This window comes from Gilliamella sp. B3783 (assembly GCF_026536125.1).
Classification (GTDB): Bacteria; Pseudomonadota; Gammaproteobacteria; order Enterobacterales; family Orbaceae; genus Gilliamella.
Genome location: NZ_JAFNOU010000006.1, coordinates 68,842 through 90,915, shown reverse-complemented (window position 1 = coordinate 90,915; position 22,074 = coordinate 68,842). Strand labels below are relative to the sequence as shown.

The following is a 22,074-nucleotide window of genomic DNA, read 5'->3' as shown; positions in this document are numbered from 1 at the left end:
GTTATATATCTGTCATATAGAGGAAAAAAACATGGCAAAAATCGTTAAAGTACATGGTCGTGAAGTGATCGACTCTCGTGGTAACCCAACAGTTGAAGCCGAAGTGCACTTAGAGGGTGGTTTTGTTGGTCTAGCAATTGTTCCATCTGGTGCGTCAACTGGTTCACGTGAAGCACTAGAACTTCGCGATGGTGACAAGTCACGCTTTTTAGGTAAAGGCGTATTAAAAGCTGTTGAAAATGTTAATGGACCTATTGCTAAAGCTGTTTTAGGAAAAGATGCTTTAGATCAAGCAGCTATCGACCAAATCATGATTGATTTAGATGGTACTGATTTCAAATCTAACTTAGGTGCTAATTCAATTTTAGCCGTATCTTTAGCAAATGCTAAAGCAGCAGCAGCAGCTAAAGGTGTACCTCTTTATCAACACATCGCTGATTTAAATGGTACTCCAGGTCAATACTCTATGCCATTACCAATGATGAACATCATCAACGGTGGTGAACACGCTGATAATAACATCGACTTACAAGAATTCATGATTCAACCAGTTGGTGCAAAAACAGTACGTGAAGCAATTCGTATTGGTTCTGAAGTATTCCACAATTTAGCTAAAGTTTTACACGCTAAAGGTATGAATACTGCAGTTGGTGACGAAGGTGGTTTTGCACCTAACCTAGATTCAAATGCTGAAGCATTAGAATGTATTAAAGAAGCAGTAGAAAAAGCAGGTTATGTATTAGGTAAAGACATTACTCTTGCGATGGACTGTGCTGCATCTGAATTCTATAACAAAGAAACCGGTAAATATGTATTAAAAGGCGAAGGTAATAAAGAGTTTACTGCTCAAGAATTTACTCGTTATTTAGAAAGTTTAAGTGAACAATATCCAATTGTTTCTATCGAAGATGGCTTAGATGAAAGCGATTGGGAAGGTTGGGCATACTTAACTAAAGAATTAGGTCACAAAATCCAATTAGTGGGTGATGATCTTTTTGTTACTAATACCAAAATCTTCAAACAAGGTATTGAAAAAGGCATTGCTAACTCAATCCTAGTTAAAGTTAACCAAATCGGTACATTAACTGAATCAATTGCAGCAGTTAAAATGGCTAAAGATGCTGGCTATACCGCTGTGATTTCTCACCGTAGTGGTGAAACAGAAGATTCAACCATTGCTGATTTAGCCGTTGGCTTAGCAGCAGGTCAAATCAAAACTGGTTCTATGAGCCGTTCTGACCGTATTGCTAAATACAACCAATTAATGCGTATTGAAGAAGCGTTAGGTTCTAAAGCACCATTTAACGGTTTAAAAGAAGTTAAAGGTCAATAATTAATTTTTAACAAAAATTAATCGTTATTTAAAAACGGTGATAAATTCACCGTTTTTTATTTTCATTTTATTTAATATAACCTTATATAAGGATAGTTGCACTGACTTATATTGTGTTGTACCCTTATTGCCTTGATTTTATGACTTATCTTTAATATTGCATATTAAGTAATACTTGAGTCATTTTATATTTTTTTAAATTAACCGAGTTTAGTTTTTTCTGATTATGAATAATATTACAAATATGCCCCAGCCTAAAAGTAAGTGGCAACTTTTTCACTGGCTTTGTGTAGGCAAACTTCCACTTAATGAACTTTGGCTTAAACCAACTTATCGATATAAGTTCTTTTTTCGCACACTTTTTTTAAGTCCAATTACACTCAAATTGCTTGATAAATTAAGACAATATCCTTTACTTGGTTATTACCTTTCCTGCCAAACCAATTTACCTTGTAAATTACAACGGCCGTATTTATCATCATGTTTGACACAAAAAGAGCGTTTAGCTGCTTTAGTTTATCATTATGATTTTTTATCAAAGCAATCTGGCAATATGTCTAAGGCTTTTTATAACCCAGAATCGCCTTATATTTTGGCTAATATCGACGCTAAAAACGAAACAAACATACAAATAGCTATTCAAGCGCGAAATAAATATGCGCGTGAAGGTGAATTGAGTCTCTATTTTTATGATAATGACGGTATTGATTTAGCAACTTTAACCTTCACCCTTGTCGAATATCAAAACAAATCTACGCTATTTATTGCTGGTTTACAAGGAACAGGGCATCATGAAGCACGAACACGCGTACAAAAAGCAACAAAACAGTGCTATGGACTTTTTCCAAAACGCGTCGCGGTAGAAGCGGCATTAATTATTGCTAAATATTTTAATTTAGAACAGGTGATTGCTGTTGGCAATAACACACATGTGTACAATAACTGGCGATATAATAGCCGACAAGAAAGAATTTTATCGGATTACGATGATTTTTGGTTAACAATTGACGGTAAACCAGATTCCAGAAACTTATTTATATTACCGACCGAAATTAATCGAAAATCGATTGACGAAATAGCGAGTAAAAAACGCTCGGAATATCGTAATCGTTATGCATTATTAGATCAGCTTAAAGTTAGCATTGAGGAAAGTTTATCCTCATTACGTTGATAATGAGGATATATTAGAGCAGAGTTTTACCTCTAATTTTTATAACAATACTATATGAAGATGAACATGGAAAGGAATAAAAATGTATTATGGTATTTTGATTGCATTTGTCCCATTGTGTTTAGGTTATTTGATTAAAATTAAAGATCAAAAATGGCTAGCCAAAATTAATCAGATACTTGGCTATATGGTCTATTTTATTCTTTTTATCATGGGGGCTGAATTAGCTCAGTTAGACAATTTAATCACAAATTTACAGCATATTTTGCTCTATACCGCTGTTGTTTTTGTCTGTACTTTTGGTGGCAATTTTTTGGCATTAATCTTATTTGATCTATTTTTGCCTTGGAAAACAGCTAACACCGGCTCGTCCTTTCAATCTCGTTTTAAATTGATTTTTGAATCTTTAAAAGTATTTATTGCCTTGATACTCGGTTTTATTGCCGGCTTTTTACCTTTGTTTTTTTGGCAATATACTGGCAGCATTATTCAAATAGTGTTAGTTTTACTTCTATTGCTCATTGGTATCCAGCTACGTAGTAACAATATCTCGTTTAAACAGATTTTGTTAAATAAAATTGGTTTGACGACATCTTTAGTCGTGGTCATAAGCACTTTTTTAGGTGGAATATTAGCTGCTTTCATTTTGGATTTTCCAACTCGTGTTGGGCTTGCTATGTCATCGGGATTTGGCTGGTATTCTTTGTCCTTAGTTTTGATGACAGAAGCGCATGGCCCAATCATTGGTAGTGCAACCTTTTTAAATGATATTTTGCGTGAATTGTGTGCAATAATTCTTATTCCAACCTTAATAAGACGCTATAAACTTACTGCGTTAGGTTTGTGTGGTGCAACTTCGATGGACTTTACTTTACCAATGTTACAAAAAGGCGCCGGCATCACTATTGTGCCACCAGCCATTGTACAAGGGTTTGTATTGACTTTATTAATGCCAATTTTAATGACACTTTTTAATTATGGTGGATTTTAATGGTAAAAGCATTAGTTGTATTTAACTCATTAATCAGTCAGGCTCATTTAAAAACTTTTTTGACTAATTGAGTTGGATCAATGAGTAAAAAGCTGAATTAAATTAGCGGGTCATTTGTCTAAATATTAAATAGTTTTTAAATTCTTCTAAGCATCAACATCAACTTATTCATTTCATTACTCAGTTTTAAAAGCAATTTATTTATTTTGTTTTTAAACTATCAAGCGCAGCGAATTAAGCTAGGTTACCCATACAACTGTAAAATATTGCATAGAGTGATGCTTTTTATCTTTTTTGCTAATCAATACCTGAATCTTTTGTTTTGCATGTAAACTTATGCTCATTTTGACAAAATAACGTTGATCATATTTTTGACATCAACTATCAATCTGTTAACGGTATTGTTTTTTATATATCACACTAATATAGCTAATTATTCTATTTTATTTTGCTGTCAAAATTATCACTATCTAAAAGTTAGATCTGAATCACAAATTTATTATAAAACAATTTCCGCCTTAATTTTATTCGATATAATTGAACAAAAGATTGTTAACGAGACATATGTTCAAGAGGTAAGCATGATTAGTATTATTTTAGTCTCTCACAGTAAAAAAATTACTGATGGATTAAAAGAAATGATCGAAGAGATGGTCGATTCAACCGGTGATGTAAAAATTTATTCAGCAGGCGGAACAGAGGATGGACGATTGGGAACAGATTCAGTTGCGATTTATAACATCATCGAACAATCAAAAGATCACAAAAACATACTGATATTTGCTGATATAGGTAGTGCCATTTTAAGCACAGAAACCGCTATTGACCTTATCGAAGATGAAGCCTTAAGAAGTAAGGTGACGTTAGTTGATGCTCCCCTTGTTGAAGGTGCATTTGTTGCGTCAATACAAGCCATGGTTGATGAAGATGTTGAAGGTATTTTAGCTGAACTACAAAATATTTAAAAAGTGAGCGTTAGGATGAAATTTTTTCGAAGCTTTGTGGGTTATTGTATCGCTGGAATGATTGTAATGTCAGTTTGGTCACAATTAGGTACTTACGGCATTTTCGGTGGTTTTTTGGCGGCGGTAATCATTATTGGTCCAATGTGGTATATGAATCATTATATCAATCTGACTGGCAATGAAGATGATGCTGCTTTTGTTGATATGGGACTTGCTATTGCAGTATGTGGCATTATGCGCGATACCTTTATTCAAGGTGGGCATGCATTTGTCTCTTCTTTACCTACCATATTGCTTGTGATTGTCGGCGCTACTTTAGGGGGAATTACTGCTGCTTTCATTGAAAAAGATATGGCGAAGAAAACAGAATTTATTAATGAGAATCCAAGAGAACCTGGTTTAAGACGTTCTGATTTTGAAAAGTTGAAAGAAGCAAAAGAAAAGATCTTGCGTAGCAAACAAATTAAAGTTTTTCAAAAAAAGAAATAATTAGCTGAAATATAGGGAGCAAATGATGATGTCAATTAAATTGGCTATTGCAACAATAATCGGTGGTTTTATCTTCCCTTTTGTTATACGCATGGCATGGGGCCGTATGGTTGACAATTGGGGACCAATTGGTGGTTGGATGGCGGCAGCATTTATTGTTGGAACAGTCTGGTGTATTAATCATGGAATAGCAACGCCAATGATTACGCAAAGTGGTTCAGTATGGGTCGATCAAGGGTTAGCCGCTGGTGTTGGGATTTGGGTAGCCTCAGCTTTAACCGGTGGAAACAAACGTAAATCAGTTAAAAATATTGTTGCAGCAGTATGTGCAGGTATTGTTGGTGGGTATGTATTATCACTTTTTTTAGTGAGTTAAGTAACAAGTAAAACATGTAAAGGATAGACCGAGGTGATGTAATGAGAAGATTAATTAATGATGGCTATGATGTCGTAGAAGAGATGCTAGAAGGTTACTGCTTAGCGCATAGTGAATATGTCGAATTAAAAAAAGCGTGTAATCGCGTAATCGTAAGTAAAAAAATCAGTACAGAGCCAAGAGTGAGAATAATTATTGGCGGCGGTTCAGGACATGAACCCGCATTTTTAGGTTATGTTGGCAAAGATTTTGCGGATGCGGCAGCAGTCGGTAATGTGAACACTTCACCATCTCCTGAATATTGTTATGAAGCAGTAAAAGCGGTTGATTCTGGTAAAGGATGCCTATTTGTTTATGGTAACTACGCTGGCGATGTTATGAACTTTGATATGGGAGCTGAATTAGCTGCCGATGAAGGTATCCGTGTTGAAACGGTGACAGTGACTGATGATATCTATTCTTCAAAAAACATTAGTGATCGCCGTGGTGTGGCGGGTGATGTATTTGTGTTCAAAGTCGCTGCCAGTGCTGCCGCCAAAGGTTATGACTTAGATAAAGTTAAAGCTTTAACTGAAAAAGCTAATGCCAATACTTATTCAATGGGTGTTGCACTATCATCTTGTACATTACCGGTTACCGGCGAAGTCATTTTTGATATGCAAGAAGGTGACATGGAAGTTGGCATGGGCATTCATGGTGAACCCGGTATTGAAAGGACTAAGCTAGAAAAGGCCGATGTCGTTGTGAGCCAATTAATCGATCATCTTTTACAAGACTCCAAAATAAAAGCCGGTGATGAAGTGCAATTACTGATTAATGGATTAGGTGGTTTGGCATTGATGGACCAATATATCTGCTACCGAAAAGCACATCTTTTATTAGCACAAAAGGGCATTAAAATCTATAAACCACTGGTGGGCAATTATGTGACTTCAATGGATATGGTAGGGATGTCTATCTCTGTTATCAAGTTAGATGATGAACTAAAACAGCTATTAGACCATCCATGTGATGCGCCTTATTTTAAAATTGCTTATTAACTACCAAGGAGAGGAAAAATGAGTGCCCTGATGCTAAATAAATCTTATTTTATCGAAACATTTAAAAAAATAGCCGATATGGCCGAAAAAAACCGTGACCACCTCAGTAAATTAGATTCTGACATTGGCGATGGTGATCATGGTATTAATTTGACCATAGGTTTTCGTGAAGTAGAAAAGCAACTGCCACTCTTGTCTGACTCAACAGCAGATATTGCTGAATTAATGAAGAAAGTAGGAATGATTTTATTGAGCAAAGTCGGCGGAGCATCAGGGCCTTTATATGGTAGTTTTTTTATGAAAATGGCAAACCATACAACTGGAAAACAAGCAGTAACATTCAAAGAGTTCTGTCAAATGTATCAAGATGGTGTTGAAGCTGTACAAATGCGAGGAAAAGCCGAACTTAATGATAAAACAATGATAGATGCACTGATTCCGGGGCTAAATGTTTTAAACAATTATAAAGAGGGTGATGACCCTGTAAAAACGTTAGAAATTTGCGTTGATGAAATGAAAAAAGGTTCCGATTTAACTATTCCATTGGTTGCTAAAAAAGGGCGATCCATGCGATTAGGTGAACGAGCGATAGGGCACAAGGATGCGGGATCTGAATCAGCTTGGATGATTATGAATGAATTTTTACAGCAATTAAAACTCGAGAAGTAATTCTCCAGAAGTAAATTAATTATTTTAATTGAATTAATAATAATTAATTAGTTAGTAAATGTGTTTATAAGAGGATTTTAATATGGATAAGGTTTTTGTTAGTCCTAATAGATATGTACAAGGTAAAGATTTGCTGACTCGTGCAGAAGCATACATCAAACCCTTTGGGACCAATTTTTTAATCCTAGCAGATAAGAATATTTGGAATATTGCTGCCAATCAACTCGCCGATTCACTCGAAAAAGCCGAACTATCGATTACTAAAGCCATTTTTAACGGCGAATGTTCAATGGTAGAAATTAACCGATTACTTGATGAGTTTAAATCAAAAAAATTTGATGCAATTATTGGTGTAGGAGGTGGTAAAACACTTGATACGGCTAAAGCACTTGCCGCCAAATATAATATACCTAAAGTTTGTGTACCAACAACTGCATCAACCGATGCACCAACGGCTAAAGTTTCAGTCGTTTATACTGAAGATGGTGTTTTTGACTTTTTATGGCACCATTATAAAAATCCAGATTTGGTATTAGTTGACACTCGAGTGATTGCAAATGCACCGGTTAGATCGTTAAAATCAGGTATAGCTGATGGGCTGGCAACTTGGGTTGAAGCCAGAACCTCCATTCGTAGTTGCCATAAAACGGATGCTGGTGGTATTGCAACAATTGCTGGTGAAGCAATTGCCAGAGAGTGTGAAAAAACCATATTTGAGTATGCATTACTTGCTGTTGAATCAAATGAAAAAAAACTTGTTACTCCTGCATTAGAAGCTATTGTTGAAGCGAATACCTTACTAAGTGGCCTTGGTTTTGAAAATGGTGGTTTAGGTGCAGCTCATGCTATTCATAATGGTTTTACTGCCGTATCAGGTGATGTGCATCATCTAACGCATGGTGAAAAAGTGGCATATGGCACAATCGCTCAACTAGTGCTAGAAGGTCGACCAATTGCTGAGCTTGAAAGGTATATCGATTTATATATTAAGTTGGATTTACCCATCACGTTAGAGCAAGTGCATTTAGATAAAATTACAGAAGAAGAGTTTCAATTAATTGGCGAAAAAGCCATTGCTCCTGTTGAAACTATCCATAGTCTGCCTTTTGCGGTGACGGCTGATGATGTGATACAAGCTATCAAAGCAACAGATTATTATGTGAAGAGTTATAAAAAACGTTTAGGTATCGCCTAACACCAAAACAACACGTGCTTTTAGGTCAACAATCGTTATTGCTTAAATAAGTTACTTTTTGCCGTAATAATGAGAGTGTTGCTAAAACAAGATAAATGATAAAAAAATGGGGAAGAATAGTCAGGTTAGTCAATAACTATTCTTCAACCCATTTTTACTATTGGAAGCCTATTAAAAAAAGCGATAAAAAATCACATTAATAAAAGGACAAATTATGAAAAAAATATTCATAGGCACCAGCTGGAAAATGAATAAAACCTTAGCCGAAGCATTGTTATTTTGTGAACAACTAAAAACCTACTATCCCGAAGATTTAAAAAGTCATATCCAACCGTTTGTCATTCCTCCTTTTACGTGTGTCCGAGATGTGGCGGAATACTTATATCAACACAACATAAATTGCTTAACCGGTGTCCAAAATATGCATTTTGAAGAATCGGGTGCTTTTACCGGTGAAATATCTCCAATTATGGTAAAAGATACCGGTGCTAAAATAGTTGAATTAGGGCATTCTGAGCGCCGTGAATTTTTTGGTGAAACCGATATGACAGTAAATAAAAAAGTTCATGCTGCACTCAAACACCAATTAACACCATTAGTTTGTGTTGGGGACAGCGCTCAAGAAAAATCTTGGGGAGTCTCGAGTGAAACTGTTGTAAAGCAGATGAAGATTGCGCTGTCGGGAATTGATCATAATCAAGTTAGTCAGGTTATGATTGCATATGAGCCGATATGGGCAATTGGTGAAAAAGGCGTACCGGCAACACCTCAAGAGGCTGAATTTATTCATCATAATTTACGTTTAGCGCTCTCTGATCTCTATGGTTCAGAAGTGGCAAATAACATGATTTTACTCTATGGTGGTAGTGTCAATCTTGAAAATTCGACCCAATTAATTGCTCAGTCCAATATTGATGGTCTATTTATTGGTCGCAGTGCATGGCAAGCGACAGGTTTTTGTAATATATTATCCGCTATAAATCAGCAACGATAATATTGAGAAACAAGGCGAACTAATGGATAGATTTGACGATAAACAAGAAGCAGAACTACTCACCGAGATAGCTGTTGCCTATTATGAGTATGAACAAACTCAAGAAGAGATAGCACAGCGATTTGGTATTTCGCGTATTAAAGTCGGTCGCTTGTTAAAAAAAGCTAGAGCTGAAGGGATTGTTGAAATCAATGTCAAATATCATCCAATATTTAGTTCACGGATTGAACAACAATTTGTTAACCATTTTGGTATTAAGCGTGCACTGATAGCCTTAGATCATCAAGATGAAGACGAACAGCGACGGCAAGTTGCGGCTCTTGTTTCTAACTATTTATCAAGTAATTTAAAAAATGGTATGACTGTTGCGGTAGGGCAAGGTCGAAATGTTGCCGCTATTGCCAGTCATGTTGGGGTGTTTCCCGAAAAACAATGTAAATTTATTTGTGGTATTGGTGGAACGCAACGAGTTGGTGAAATTATTGATGCTGATCATATTAGCCGAAGCCTAGCTAGAAAATTTAATGCCAGCAGTGAAACACTTTATGCACCAGCATATGTCGAAAACCGCGAGCTTAAACACGCTTTTATGCAAAATCGTGTCATAAAAGATACGTTAGAACGCGCATCTAAAGCTGATATTGCTTTAGTTGGCTTAGGGGATATGAACGAAAATTGTTATATGGTGCAATTAGGTTGGTTTACCCCACAAGAGATCACCTATGCGACATTAAATCAAGGGGTGATTGGGGATATTGCAGGTTATGGTTTTTTCGATATTAATGGCAACCCAGTCGATACCGTAATGAATGATCGGGTCATTGGTTTAAGTATTGAAGAGTTACGTAATATTCCCTGCGTAATCGCTATTGCCTCGGAAAACACCAAATCAACCGCTATTTTAGGTGCGTTGAGATCAGGGGTAATTGATATTATTGCTACCAGTGCATCGAATGCAAGAACAGTGCTGAGTTTGCAGCAAAATACAGCTAAGTAGATAGCTGTATTAATCACATATTGGCGCTTTTATCTTCTTATTATCTTTTTCATCTTTCTCGTTGTTAACATTGGCGGGGAATTAACACCATCAGGTGATCCGCCGTTATTTATTGGTTTTTTTTAGAGTTGATTTTTTGGGCTGTTAAGCAGATGCTTTGCCCGGTTAATATTATTGATTAATTGAAGATAAATGTTCCGCCTCCCCATTTTAAAAATGATTAATTTTGCTAACAAGTTTAAGAAAACAACGGTGATTATGTATAAAAATATTGTTTTTGGGGCTTTTAGCGTATTTCGAAAAACTAAAAAATAGCACAAAATTTTACCGATATTTATGATGATCTTAATATTGAAGTCAAATATAGATTGGAAAACATCAATTTGAAATACCGCAAAAATTGATGGTGGGGATGCATCTTATACTTTTATTTATAGAAGTAATAAAACAAAATTAATAACAGTCTATTTTTCAGATTAACTATTTACAAAAAATTCAGATCATTTAATGCAAAAATAGAAAAAAGCCATAACAAAGAATTGGTTTGTTCCACTTTTCGATTAATTGTTTTTTGTTATTCTTACAATTTTCTGTAACTAACGTCATTTCACTTTTAATCGTGGATGTTATCATTATACCGAATTGTCATTATTAGCTATAAAAGCTAGGTTTTACCAGAAAGCTATAGTAAAAATAAACCATGTGATTGGCAATATTTATACGAAAGCGTGAATGGCAGAAAGAATCGAATATTCAAATAGATATAAGCTTAGTTTATTGTTGTTGTTTATAATTGCAGATAGCACTTTTTGAACGCTTTGATAAAATAGTTGCAAATAAACGCTATTATCCCAATAGGAATTTAAAATGAGTGTGCAAATAGAAAAAGTTATATTACATAAATTAATTAGAAAAAGTGACACTGAAATCGAATTACAGCTTCGTGATTCAATGTTAAGCAATCAGCAAGCTGTGGTAAATTTAATTGAAGATATCAATCGTATCTATAATAACAAAAGCAAAGCTTATGGACTTTTTAATAGTGAAAGTTTGTTTGAACAATCTCTTGAAGAATTACGTTTAGGTAATCAAGATTTTCTCCACTTTAGTCAAGAATCAACTAAACAATTACGTAATGAACTTGCCAAATATCCGTTTGCCGAAGGGGGAACAGTCGTATTTTGTCATTATCGCTATTTAGCGGTGGAATATCTAATTATTGCCGTGTTAAATAGCTGTTCAAGCATGCTTGTGAATGAAGATTTGGATATTTCCGAAACCCAATATTTAGATATCGATCATGCCGACATTATTGCGCGAATTGATATAACAGAATGGGAAACTCAAGCTGATTCAAAACGCTATTTGACTTTTTTAAAAGGTCGAGTAGGGCGTAAAGTATCGGACTTTTTTATGGATTATTTAGGCGCTAGTGAAGGATTAGATGCTAAAGCGCAAAATAAAACGTTAGTCAAAGCGGTTGATGATTATTGCCAAGAGATGCAATTTGATAAACAAGACAAAAACGCCGCGCGTGAAAATGTTTATAATTACTGTCAAGGTCAATTGCAAGCAGGTGAAGAGATAGATCTCAAAAACCTAGCCAGTGAATTACCAGTCAGTGACGATAACAACTTTATGCAATTTGTTAAAAACAGTGATTATGATTTAGAAGACACCTTTCCAGTTGATCGTAGCGCATTACGTCAATTAAAGAAATTTTCAGGCAGTGGGGGGGGATTAACCCTTAGCTTTGATTCCGATCTATTAGGCGAACGCATAAAATGGGATCCACAAACTGATTCTTTGGTGATTAAAGGTATTCCACCTAATTTACGCGATCAACTGCAACGTAACAGTGGCTCAAATTAACTATTAGGATGAATAACAGTATGAAATACATTGGTGCACATGTGAGTGCTTCGGGCGGTGTTGACAACGCACCGATTAATGCCTATCAAATTGGTGCAACTGCCTTTGCCTTATTTACTAAAAATCAACGACAATGGCATGCAAAACCATTAGAGTCATCGATAATTGATAGCTTTAAAAAGCGTTGTGAAAAATATGGCTTCACGAGTAAACAAATCCTACCGCATGATAGCTACCTAATTAATTTAGGTCATCCCGATTCTGAACAACTTGAAAAATCGCGCACTGCTTTTCTAGACGAAATGCAGCGCTGTGAACAGTTAGGTTTAACACTGTTAAATTTTCATCCGGGTAGTCATTTAAAACAAATCTCAGTTGATGAATGCCTCAAGCGTATAGCTGAGTCGATTAATATGACTTTAGATAAAACCAAAGATGTGGTCGCCGTTATTGAAAACACAGCTGGACAAGGTTCTAATTTAGGTTATAAATTTGAACATTTAGCACAAATAATCGATCAAGTTGATGATAAAAGCCGGGTAGGTGTATGCATTGATACTTGTCATGCTTTTGCTGCCGGTTACGACTTACGCACTGAAAAAGCCTGCCAAGAAACCTTTGCTGAATTTGAAAAAATTGTTGGGTTTAATTATCTACGTGGTATGCACTTAAATGATGCCAAAAGCGAACTTGCTAGCCATGTCGATCGCCACGACAGCTTAGGTAAAGGTAACATTGGCAAAACCGCTTTTAAATATATCATGCAAGATCCAAGAATAGATGAAATCCCTTTAATTTTAGAAACCATTGATTCTGATATTTGGGCTCAAGAAATTGCTTGGCTAAAAGAACAGATATCAGCATGAAAAAATTTTTATTACAGGGTTTATTTTGGGGATTGATTTTATCATCCCTTAATCCTTATAGCTATGCGGCAATGCTTGGCGAAAACAAGTTAATAGAATGGGATAAAACAACAATTCAGTCTCAATATCGGTCGGATATTCGCATGTATAGCCCATTTACTGTTTATAATATTGAAAATGAACCTGAATCTACTTTTGTTTCATTATCTGATGATGTGCATTTATATGATGAGAATAATCAACAAGCTATTATTTTAATTCCTGGAGATGAAAAAGAGAGTTACCAAAATGAACAATATTTACTGACAGATTCATACCGTGCTAAATTTTTTGAGTTGGCGGGTTTATCTCAAGACGATAAGGTTTTTATATACGATTATAAACATAATGACTTAACATCATTGCCGATTAGTCAGTTAAATGCTTTTGCTGTGGTGGATACGACTTATTATAAAGCTCCTTTTAAGCAGAACGATTATATATATGGTTTTAAATTAGATGAAAAACTATTTGATCACCATTCAGATTATCTGGTGTCTTTTGGTAAAGAGAATCCATTCGCTCAAGAACAATTAACGCCATTATCGTGGAAAAAAATTAGCAAAGACGATTTCCCAGTACTTGATAAAAATATTGAAATTGCCTCTATTGGATGTCATTGGCCGACAGATGACTTAGTAAAAGGGGATAGCTATTTGTCCGAAGTAAATGGTTTACAATTTTATCTACAAGACTATCAAAAGCCATCCGATCCTGATACGGTTTTAGAGCATTTGATTATTTTAGATTCGGATTCGAATATGATAACCAATGTTAGTCTTTGTTATAGTGAAGGTGGTGGTTTTAAACCATTGAATAATTTAGCAGATAAAAATGAACCAATAGAACAATGGACAGGTAAACTTTTAAAAAATGAACCCCCTGTTATTTTTGATTTTATTTATGGCTGCGCACCTCTTTTTCAATTTATTAATCTAAAGCATCAGTTTTTTGCGCCAAAATACTATTGTCTTGAATAATATTAGGTTTAATTTTGTTTAAAAAGTCATATAAGTTGTATTTAAATTTTGGGTGAGGAGTTAAATAATCCTCAAGATATTATAATAATATGAAATAAGTGAAATAAGGAAATACTTTGAGTCAATCTACATTACAAGCTAAAGGTCGCGATATAACGCCATATCAATCCATTCCTCAACGCCTGCTGCCAGATAATTTTCGACAAACCTTACAACAAAATATTGATAGGCAATTGGCAATAATAAAAATAAAGGTTGAGGATGAACAAGCAGTTAACAAAACTTGCAATGTTAGTCTTTCAAACCAACAGCAGCGTTATGACATATTGAAATCAATAACCTCGAACGATCTTGATAATGTTTTTGCTTATTTAAATGGTTTGGTACCAAAAAACAATTTAGATTTGGATAATAATGAATTAGATATATTTGATAAATATGAATTGTCACTCGCCTTATACCAAGATAGTTTGCAACAACTACCTGAGTGTAATTTATGGCATGTATTACGAGCTTATTATTTAGAAAAGCCTAAATATGTCAACAAAGATCTCTCATCATTATTGGAACAAGAATTATATTGTCGAGTTGATCTGCGATTATTAGCTGATGTGTTACAAAGTATTACTGGTAGCACGACAATAAAAGATAAGATTGCCGGTGCTTTTTTATTTTATTTTTCCTTACCTTTTTTAGAAAAATATATACTAAATCAAGAACATCTTATTTGGCCATTTTTTGCCGAAAATTTGCATTATATTGATCAGGCATTGGGACTATTCGGTGAAACTAATTTAGAATGTTATAAAACAGCAAATGCTTTAGCGATTCTTTCCCTTTTTCCGCAGTTACCTAAGCCGTATATTCCACTATTACAGGAGTGGGCTCTAGGCGCTGGTCGTCGCTTTCGTTTACAGTCACAGCTTATTTTAAACAAAATTCCTAATATCCATCTAGAAGTTGAAAAAGCATTATTATCAACAAAACAAGATATACGAATAGTTGCGAGTGATTGGTTAGCGAAATTAGGGGGGGATTCGTCGATCAAATCACTAAAGCGTGCTTTATCAATAGAGAAAAAAGAAGCGGTAATTGCATCTATTCTCAGCGCATTAAGTCAGTTGGGTGAAGATATCTCTTATTATTTACCGCCTGATTATCTGCTAAATGAAGCAAAAAAAGGATTGAAAACCAAAAAACCAGCCAGTCTTGATTGGCTTGAACCTTATATGCTACCAGAATTAATGTGGCAAAATGGTCAGAAAGTTGCTGTTGAAATTATTTATTGGTGGATCATCTTAGCGGTAAAATTAAAACAAACCACTGATAATGGCTTGTTTGATTTCTATTTAAAATTATTAGATGTAAAAAGCCAACAAAAACTTGGGTATTTTGTGGTGCAAATGTTCATTATACAAGATACAGAACGAACATCCGATAAGCACTCACGTTATGTCAGATCTGCATTAAATACCAAAGGCATGTTGGCTTTGTGTAAATATAGTGAACCTTATCAAATTGCTGATATTGTGCGTCCTTATTTGAAATTTCATTCCTCAAAACGTAGTGAAATATCAGCGGTATTTGAGGCGATTGTCACGATTAATCATGCGGTAATTACTCAACTAGTTTATTCTACTTCGCTTCGTTATAGTTCAAATATTGTTCGTAAAAATGCCAAAAAAATACTTGAAGAATTTGCGCAAGCGCAAGCATGCAGCCTTGAACAACTCATTGAAAGAATGGTTCCAACAGCTAATTTAAACGAGCGAGGTGTATTAGATTTTGATTATGGAGATCGTAAATTCACAGCACAGCTCGATCACTGTTTACAATTAGTGATAAAAAATGAAGCGGGTAAAATACTCAAATCGTTACCAGAAGCAACAAATAGCGAAAATGTTGAACAAATCAAAGCATATAAAAAATTACTAACCAGTAGTAAAACAGAGTTAAAACAAGTTATCAACAATCAAACAAAGCGGTTATATGACATGATGTCTATTGGGCAAGTGTGGTCTTACCAAGATTGGTTTGCCAATTTATACCAACATCCTATCATGAATAGAATGATTGAATCGTTGATCTGGCTTGAAGTCGATAATAACAACACAGTCATTAACAGTTTTAGGCCGACAGAAGATGGTTGCTTGATTAACATAAATGATGATGAAGTCACTTTAAATCCTGAGCATTATATTAAGTTAGCGCATAGCGTCTATTTGTCAGATGATCAAGTAGAAGAATGGTTAAATCATCTTAAGGATTACAAAGTTACGCCTCTATTTACTCAATTTGCTAATCATTTACCTGATTTGAGTCAAGTGATTGACAATAAACTAAATGATTATTATGGCAAGGTTATCAAGTTAAATACTTTAAAAAACATATTATACTCGAAAGGCTATCATAGCATTACTGACTGGGATTGTATTGATGGATTCGCTAAATTATATTCAAGCTTAGGTATTCGAGCACGTATTATGGTCAGCCAATTTTATCGTACAACAACAAATAGTGATGAGACTGTAAAACTTTATGATTTGTATTTTACTCAGCAAATAGGAACAATTGAAAAAACGATTCCGCTTGATCGCGTTCCGCAAATTATATTAGCTGAAAGTTATGCCGATTATTGTTTAGTAGCGAAAACAAAATAAAGATATTAAGAATAGGGAATGTTTAATAAAGTAAAAGGTAAAATTGCCTCACTGTTTAGCCGTTTTCAATCGCAGGTCAGTAAAAAAGAGATTGATACGCCGTCTGAACAGCCAATATTAACTATTTTGAATCTTTATGAAAACGCAATCAAACAATCCCTGAAAACATTTTAAGATATGTTATGCTAGGAGATAATTACGCAATTTTGAATAAATAAATTAACGCAAGATTGCCATTATAGCATTGATGACATAATGGATTTTATGTCTTATTCCTGTTCTTGGCTCGGTATCAATTATTGTTATTATTACAATAGTGATAGCGCGTCGCCTAATGCAAGGATCGGATTTTATGAACAATGGATGGATAATTATAATTAATAAGAAAACGACTGATTACACGCTTGGTTTAGTTAGAAATCATTAAAAACAATGAAATTATAACTAGCTTTAGACCGGCGGAAGATGGCTACTTAATTAATATAAATGATTAATAAAAAATATCCTGTATAGGAGAACCAAGGAATATGAAAGAAACACATGCTCAATCTGCTCAACAATTAATTGCAACAATATTCGAACCACTAAACACACTCGATAAAAGTTTGCCAGAGCGTATTACTCAATATGTTTTACAGGGGGATGAAGCTAACGTTTTAAGTGATTTAGAACAATTATGTCAAACTAGCGATAACGCTTATAAACTCTTTGAATTACTATATAAACCCTGTGATTTTTATGGAACAAGCTTTTACGATAAACCAAAACCACCTAAAAAAGCCAGAATAGATTTTTATCAACGTTGGACTGATGACTATACACTTGAACAAATAAGGCGTTTTGGATGTGTTTTGAGCGCAATTTGTTACCATTTGCATTTAGTTAAATTAATTAACCAACAGTTGCCGGCATGGTTTTTATATCTTTTATATGATGGTTTGATTAGCACAATGCCCTCTTTTTGTAAAAATGAAGAAGACATTGAACAACGAAAAAGTTGGTCAATTGAACAATTACACCAACTACTCGAAATGGAACAAACTGGATTGGGTGAAAAGTTATTATTGGCGATATTTGATCGGCAAAATATGACGAGCAATGACCTAAGTGACTTTCAGTATTTTTACAACATCGATGGATTATTATCTTATATTAAAAATCATCTTAAATTATTTAGCCAGCTACCCGATCAGGATATTGCTGTTTTGGGGCAGGTAGAACAATTAAAGTATATAAAAAAGCATTCTGAACTTCAGCTACCACTGATTGAGTTTATTACTCAGCAAGCCTTACATACTGCCAAACAAGTCAGTCAATTAGCGACAGATATGCTAATGGGTTTTCCTGTTGAAGATGTGCAACCAAAACTACAACACTTTTTAACGTCGGGCTCGGTTAAACAACGTAGTAATGCCGCTCAATTACTGGCAAGAATATCATCAGATTCTGCAATATTACAACAAGCATTAGCAAGTGAAACCAATAAAACCGTTATTGGCTCCATTGAAAGCGCTTTGCTACGACTTGAAACTGCTAATAATGCAAAACAACAAACAAATTTAGTTATTCCTAGTTTTGAACCCATTATCGATATCGATTTACCATCGATGGCACAAGACATTTTACGGCAAAATTATCAAGACTATCACAAACTAAAACATAATGAATCATATGACACACTAACTGAAAAAAATTTAGATGATATTTATCATTATTTAAATGGTAAAATTCAATACACGACGTTACTTCAAGGGATTAATAAAAACGTCGATTATCATTTTTTACTGACTAAAAATAGACTACAAAATTTACCCGAATTCACCCTTTATCACTTATTTAGAGCAATGCGATTAATTGATCAAAATGGTGGTACTTATTGTTTTGAAAGGGTATATATAAAAAATGACGTTGTTAAAAATTTCGATCTTAGGCAAATCGCCGATGTAATGGCGAAAATTGATTATTGTCAAGATGTGCTCTATGCTGTTGCTTTACCATTTTTAACCAGTGAGACTTATCATCCTTTTTATGAAAATCAACCAGATAAATTATGGCCATTTTTTGCTGAACATGAATTTCTACTTGATGAAGTTTTAGGCTTTGCTGAAAGCAATAAATGTTGGTCCTACATTAAACTTGATAAAGTTAGTGCAATAAAAATATTACAACTTTTTCCTAGTCTGCCGACTAAATATGTTAATTATCTTTTTGAACTCGCACTAAAAGAAAACAAACTAATACGGCATGCAGCACAAAACACTCTAAAAGTCATTCCTAATATTCATGATCAAGTTGAACAAGCTTTACTATCGCCCAAACAAGAAGAGCGAATTGCAGCGGCAGATTGGTTGGCACTATTAGGACAAAAATCGTCAATTAAAGCATTACATCATGCATTAAAAAAAGAAAAACGCGAAATTATACAAGCATCACTATTGATTGCTTTAGAAAAATGTGGTGAAGACATAAGTCAACAACTAACCACTGAAAAATTATTAGCTGAAGCAAAACAAGGTCTAAAAGGTAAAAAACCTAATGAATTTGACTGGTTTGATATTAGCTTAATGCCTGCACTTACTTGGCAAAGCGGCGAGGCGGTCGAACCACAAATTATCCAGTGGTGGGCTTGGTTAGCGGTTAAGTTAAAAGAGCCCGTAAACCCACTATTAACGATTTATAGTCAATTGTTAAGTAAACCAAGCCAACAACAATTAGCTGAGTTTATTTTACGTAGTTTTATCAAGCAAGATACTTTAAGGCCAAGCATTAACGAAGCCGAAGCGCAAGCTAACCTAATGGCTAATCAACGCTTGCAAGAATACTTAGGTTATTATAAACAATACCCGAGTTTATATCCTGCTTATGCCAATATTACATTGGAACAAGTATTTGAACAGATAAAAAAAGAGACATTAGCTACCTACCTTGGTTCTGCAATTAAAGCAAAGGGTGTATTAGCGTTAACTACCGGTATTGAAGGGCGTATTGCTGTTTCGTTATTACTTGATTTTATGAAACATCACCAAAAACGGCGTGCTCAAATTGAAGCGATGCTAGAACCCCTTGCACAAAGTGATGATCCACTGATTACTCAATTGTTGCTCTCAATAGCTCGACGTCATCGCATGGCAACAATACAAGAAAAAGCACGTTCCTTAGTAGAAACTATTGCTGAACGTAATGGTTGGACATTAGACGAATTAGCCGATCGCACTATATCAACAGCTGGGTTGGATGAAAGTGGTGTGTTAACTCTCGATTATGGCGAACGCACCTTTAGCGCAACGTTAGATGATAAGTTTAAATGGCACTTAAAAAATGCCGATGGTGACGAAATTAAAGCCTTACCGGAAGCACGTAAAAGTGAAGATTCAGCTTTAGTAAAAGATGCGAAAAAACAATTTAGTAACAGTAAAAAAGAACTGACTCAATTACTGGATATGCAAATTAATCGTTTTTATGAAGCGATGTGCACTCAGCGCCGCTGGCGAGTTGATGATTGGCAAACCTATCTACAACCGCATCCAATTGTGGGTCGACTTATTCAACGCTTAGTATGGTTGGAACTCGATGAAAACGGCAATATTGTTAATAGCTTTAGACCAACTGAAGATGGTAGTTTGGTCAATAATCAAGATGACGAAATTGTTTTGAACGAAAATAATCATATTACCGTTGCGCATTCAGCGCTATTAACCGCTGATATCACAGCACATTGGCAAACTCATCTTAAAGATTACAAAATTATTCAATTATTCGATCAATTCAATCATCCATTACCGGATATTCGTCACTTTAAAGATGACATGATTGATAAATATTATGGTTGGTTAACCGATAGTTTTACCATACGAAAAATCCTAACTAAATTGGGTTATAAACGTAATGATATACAAGATGCGGGTTATTTTGATAGTTATTATAAATATTTTGCTAGCCTTAAACTGTATATTAATATTGAATTCAGTGGTAGCTTTGTCCCTGAAGAAAATATACCGGCAGCGCTTTTCAATCTGTACTTTAGTAAAAATACAACGTTTAAAGATAGATTAATTGCACTTGATGAGTTACCGCCCGTGTTACTTGCTGAAGGCTATGCCGATTATATGGCGGTAGCAGATGCATCAAGCGGTTTTGATCCAAATTGGCAAGATAAGTTAATTTGGTAAAATTGACTAAATATAGCTAGCAAAATACTCACAATGTATGTTTAAAAGGCTGAACCAAAATACTCAATGATTACCAGTTTGTTACTGGTCGAAAGCTATACTGATTATAGAATAGTAGCTGATAGAACAGCTGGTTTTGATTCAGATTGGGAGAATAAAGGATTATGGCAAAACAACAAGTTATTAGGTTAAGTGCTGAACAACGTTATAGTAAAGAATTGGAAAAACTGATCAAGGCCGATAGCGAAAATAATAAGCCTGAAGGTTGGGTTTTATCCCCTAAATCGGTGCGTCAATTTATTTTAGGTAACGATCGTTTGGGTATCAGCCGTAAATTTTTTGGTGACGATCCTTTAGTTGATCGATCTATTGTTTCATTATTAGGTAAACAAGGATTAATGCTGGTTGGTCAACCGGGTACAGCCAAATCTATGTTATCAGAATTATTGGCAGCCGCCATCAGTGGTGATTCAAATTTGACCATCCAAGGTACGGCTGGTACTAGTGAAGATCATATCCGATATTCTTGGAATTATGCCTTATTGCTGGCCGAAGGACCAACCGAACGTGCATTAGTTGGTTCGCCAATTTATCAAGGTATGAAACAAGGTAAAATTGTTCGTTTTGAAGAGATAACTCGCTGTCCACCAGAAATTCAAGATATCCTTGTTTCAATTATGTCTGAAAAACAGATGATGATCCCCGAAATGGGAGCAAATGCAATTATTAGTGCTAAACCCGGTTTTAATATTATTGGCACTGCTAATTTACAAGATCGTGGTGTGCATGAAATGTCTGCTGCATTAAAGCGACGTTTTAACTTTGAAACTGTTAATCCAATAAATAATAAAGATTTTGAGATTGAATTGATACAAAGGCAACTTGAACAAGAATTAGGTGAATTAAAAACACAAATAGTTATTCCGGTTGATGTCATTGACTTACTTGTTACGGCTTTTCAAGAGTTAAGGCAAGGTCAAACTCAAGATGGCGCAAATATAAAAACACCTGATGCCGTGATGTCAACGGCCGAAGCGGTAAACATTGCCTATGCTTCAGCATTAGATGCTTATTATTTTAGCGATGGAACCTTAAATGCAGGACAAATCGCCAAACAGCTTATAGGTGTGGTTTTAAAAGATAATGCCGATGATATAAAACGAATCCAATTTTATATGGATAATGTTGTGCGTGAACGCGCAAAAAAATCCGAGACATGGCACAGTTTTTATCAAGTATCAAAAACGTTCTGGAAATAACGACTTAAC

19 protein-coding genes are annotated in these 22,074 nt (G+C 34.9%); all 19 read left to right on the top strand.

What is annotated here, in order from left to right; translation table 11 throughout:
• Positions 1-31 precede the first annotated feature (31 nt).
• The 19 genes from eno to J3U59_RS07265 all read left to right on the top strand — a co-directional run bounded on the left by eno (position 32) and on the right by J3U59_RS07265 (position 22,065).
• Positions 32-1,333 (top strand): phosphopyruvate hydratase, encoded by a 1,302-nt coding sequence (gene eno / locus J3U59_RS07355; protein ID WP_065633501.1) that lies wholly within the window; start codon positions 32-34, stop codon positions 1,331-1,333.
• A gap of 226 nt (positions 1,334-1,559) precedes the next feature.
• Positions 1,560-2,504, top strand: coding sequence for a VirK/YbjX family protein (locus tag J3U59_RS07350; RefSeq protein ID WP_267332959.1), 945 nt, complete (start codon positions 1,560-1,562; stop codon positions 2,502-2,504).
• Between the two features lie 82 nt (positions 2,505-2,586).
• A complete protein-coding gene (locus J3U59_RS07345; protein WP_267332958.1) occupies positions 2,587-3,495 on the top strand; it encodes a lysine exporter LysO family protein in 909 nt (302 codons plus the stop codon).
• Positions 3,496-4,076: 581 nt separating this feature from the next.
• Positions 4,077-4,460 (top strand): dihydroxyacetone kinase phosphoryl donor subunit DhaM, encoded by a 384-nt coding sequence (dhaM, locus tag J3U59_RS07340; protein ID WP_267332957.1) that lies wholly within the window; start codon positions 4,077-4,079, stop codon positions 4,458-4,460.
• Positions 4,461-4,475: 15 nt separating this feature from the next.
• Positions 4,476-4,949, top strand: coding sequence for a Lin0368 family putative glycerol transporter subunit (locus tag J3U59_RS07335; RefSeq protein WP_065799081.1), 474 nt, complete (start codon positions 4,476-4,478; stop codon positions 4,947-4,949).
• Positions 4,950-4,977: 28 nt separating this feature from the next.
• A complete protein-coding gene (locus J3U59_RS07330) occupies positions 4,978-5,325 on the top strand; it encodes a Lin0368 family putative glycerol transporter subunit (protein WP_416379554.1) in 348 nt (115 codons plus the stop codon).
• A gap of 41 nt (positions 5,326-5,366) precedes the next feature.
• The gene (locus J3U59_RS07325; RefSeq protein WP_267332955.1) at positions 5,367-6,365 is read left to right on the top strand and encodes a dihydroxyacetone kinase subunit DhaK; all 999 of its coding nucleotides are present in this window, start codon (positions 5,367-5,369) and stop codon (positions 6,363-6,365) included.
• 18 nt (positions 6,366-6,383) lie between these two features.
• Positions 6,384-7,034 (top strand): dihydroxyacetone kinase subunit DhaL, encoded by a 651-nt coding sequence (gene dhaL, locus J3U59_RS07320; protein WP_267332954.1) that lies wholly within the window; start codon positions 6,384-6,386, stop codon positions 7,032-7,034.
• An 82-nt stretch (positions 7,035-7,116) separates the two neighbouring features.
• The gene (locus tag J3U59_RS07315) at positions 7,117-8,229 is read left to right on the top strand and encodes a glycerol dehydrogenase (protein WP_065633494.1); all 1,113 of its coding nucleotides are present in this window, start codon (positions 7,117-7,119) and stop codon (positions 8,227-8,229) included.
• A gap of 214 nt (positions 8,230-8,443) precedes the next feature.
• Complete coding sequence (locus tag J3U59_RS07310) at positions 8,444-9,223, top strand: triose-phosphate isomerase (protein WP_267332953.1); 780 nt, start codon at positions 8,444-8,446, stop codon at positions 9,221-9,223.
• Positions 9,224-9,245: 22 nt separating this feature from the next.
• Positions 9,246-10,220, top strand: coding sequence for a sugar-binding transcriptional regulator (locus tag J3U59_RS07305; protein ID WP_065633492.1), 975 nt, complete (start codon positions 9,246-9,248; stop codon positions 10,218-10,220).
• Complete coding sequence (locus J3U59_RS07300; protein WP_323849487.1) at positions 10,221-10,346, top strand: sodium:proton antiporter; 126 nt, start codon at positions 10,221-10,223, stop codon at positions 10,344-10,346.
• A 741-nt stretch (positions 10,347-11,087) separates the two neighbouring features.
• A complete protein-coding gene (gene yejK, locus J3U59_RS07295) occupies positions 11,088-12,092 on the top strand; it encodes a nucleoid-associated protein YejK (RefSeq protein ID WP_267332952.1) in 1,005 nt (334 codons plus the stop codon).
• Positions 12,093-12,112: 20 nt separating this feature from the next.
• Positions 12,113-12,958 carry a deoxyribonuclease IV gene (gene nfo / locus J3U59_RS07290; protein WP_267332951.1) on the top strand — a complete coding sequence of 282 codons (846 nt, stop codon included), beginning with the start codon at positions 12,113-12,115 and terminating at the stop codon, positions 12,956-12,958.
• Complete coding sequence (locus J3U59_RS07285) at positions 12,955-13,977, top strand: hypothetical protein (RefSeq protein WP_267332950.1); 1,023 nt, start codon at positions 12,955-12,957, stop codon at positions 13,975-13,977. The genes nfo and J3U59_RS07285 overlap by 4 nt, the downstream gene beginning before the upstream one ends.
• 116 nt (positions 13,978-14,093) lie before the next feature.
• Complete coding sequence (locus J3U59_RS07280) at positions 14,094-16,637, top strand: DUF4132 domain-containing protein (protein WP_267332949.1); 2,544 nt, start codon at positions 14,094-14,096, stop codon at positions 16,635-16,637.
• A gap of 18 nt (positions 16,638-16,655) precedes the next feature.
• Positions 16,656-16,811 carry a hypothetical protein gene (locus tag J3U59_RS07275; protein WP_267332948.1) on the top strand — a complete coding sequence of 52 codons (156 nt, stop codon included), beginning with the start codon at positions 16,656-16,658 and terminating at the stop codon, positions 16,809-16,811.
• 353 nt (positions 16,812-17,164) lie between these two features.
• Positions 17,165-20,806, top strand: a complete 3,642-nt coding sequence (locus J3U59_RS07270) for a DUF4132 domain-containing protein (protein ID WP_267332947.1) — start codon at positions 17,165-17,167, stop codon at positions 20,804-20,806.
• Between the two features lie 164 nt (positions 20,807-20,970).
• Complete coding sequence (locus tag J3U59_RS07265; RefSeq protein WP_267332946.1) at positions 20,971-22,065, top strand: ATP-binding protein; 1,095 nt, start codon at positions 20,971-20,973, stop codon at positions 22,063-22,065.
• Positions 22,066-22,074: the final 9 nt, after the last annotated feature.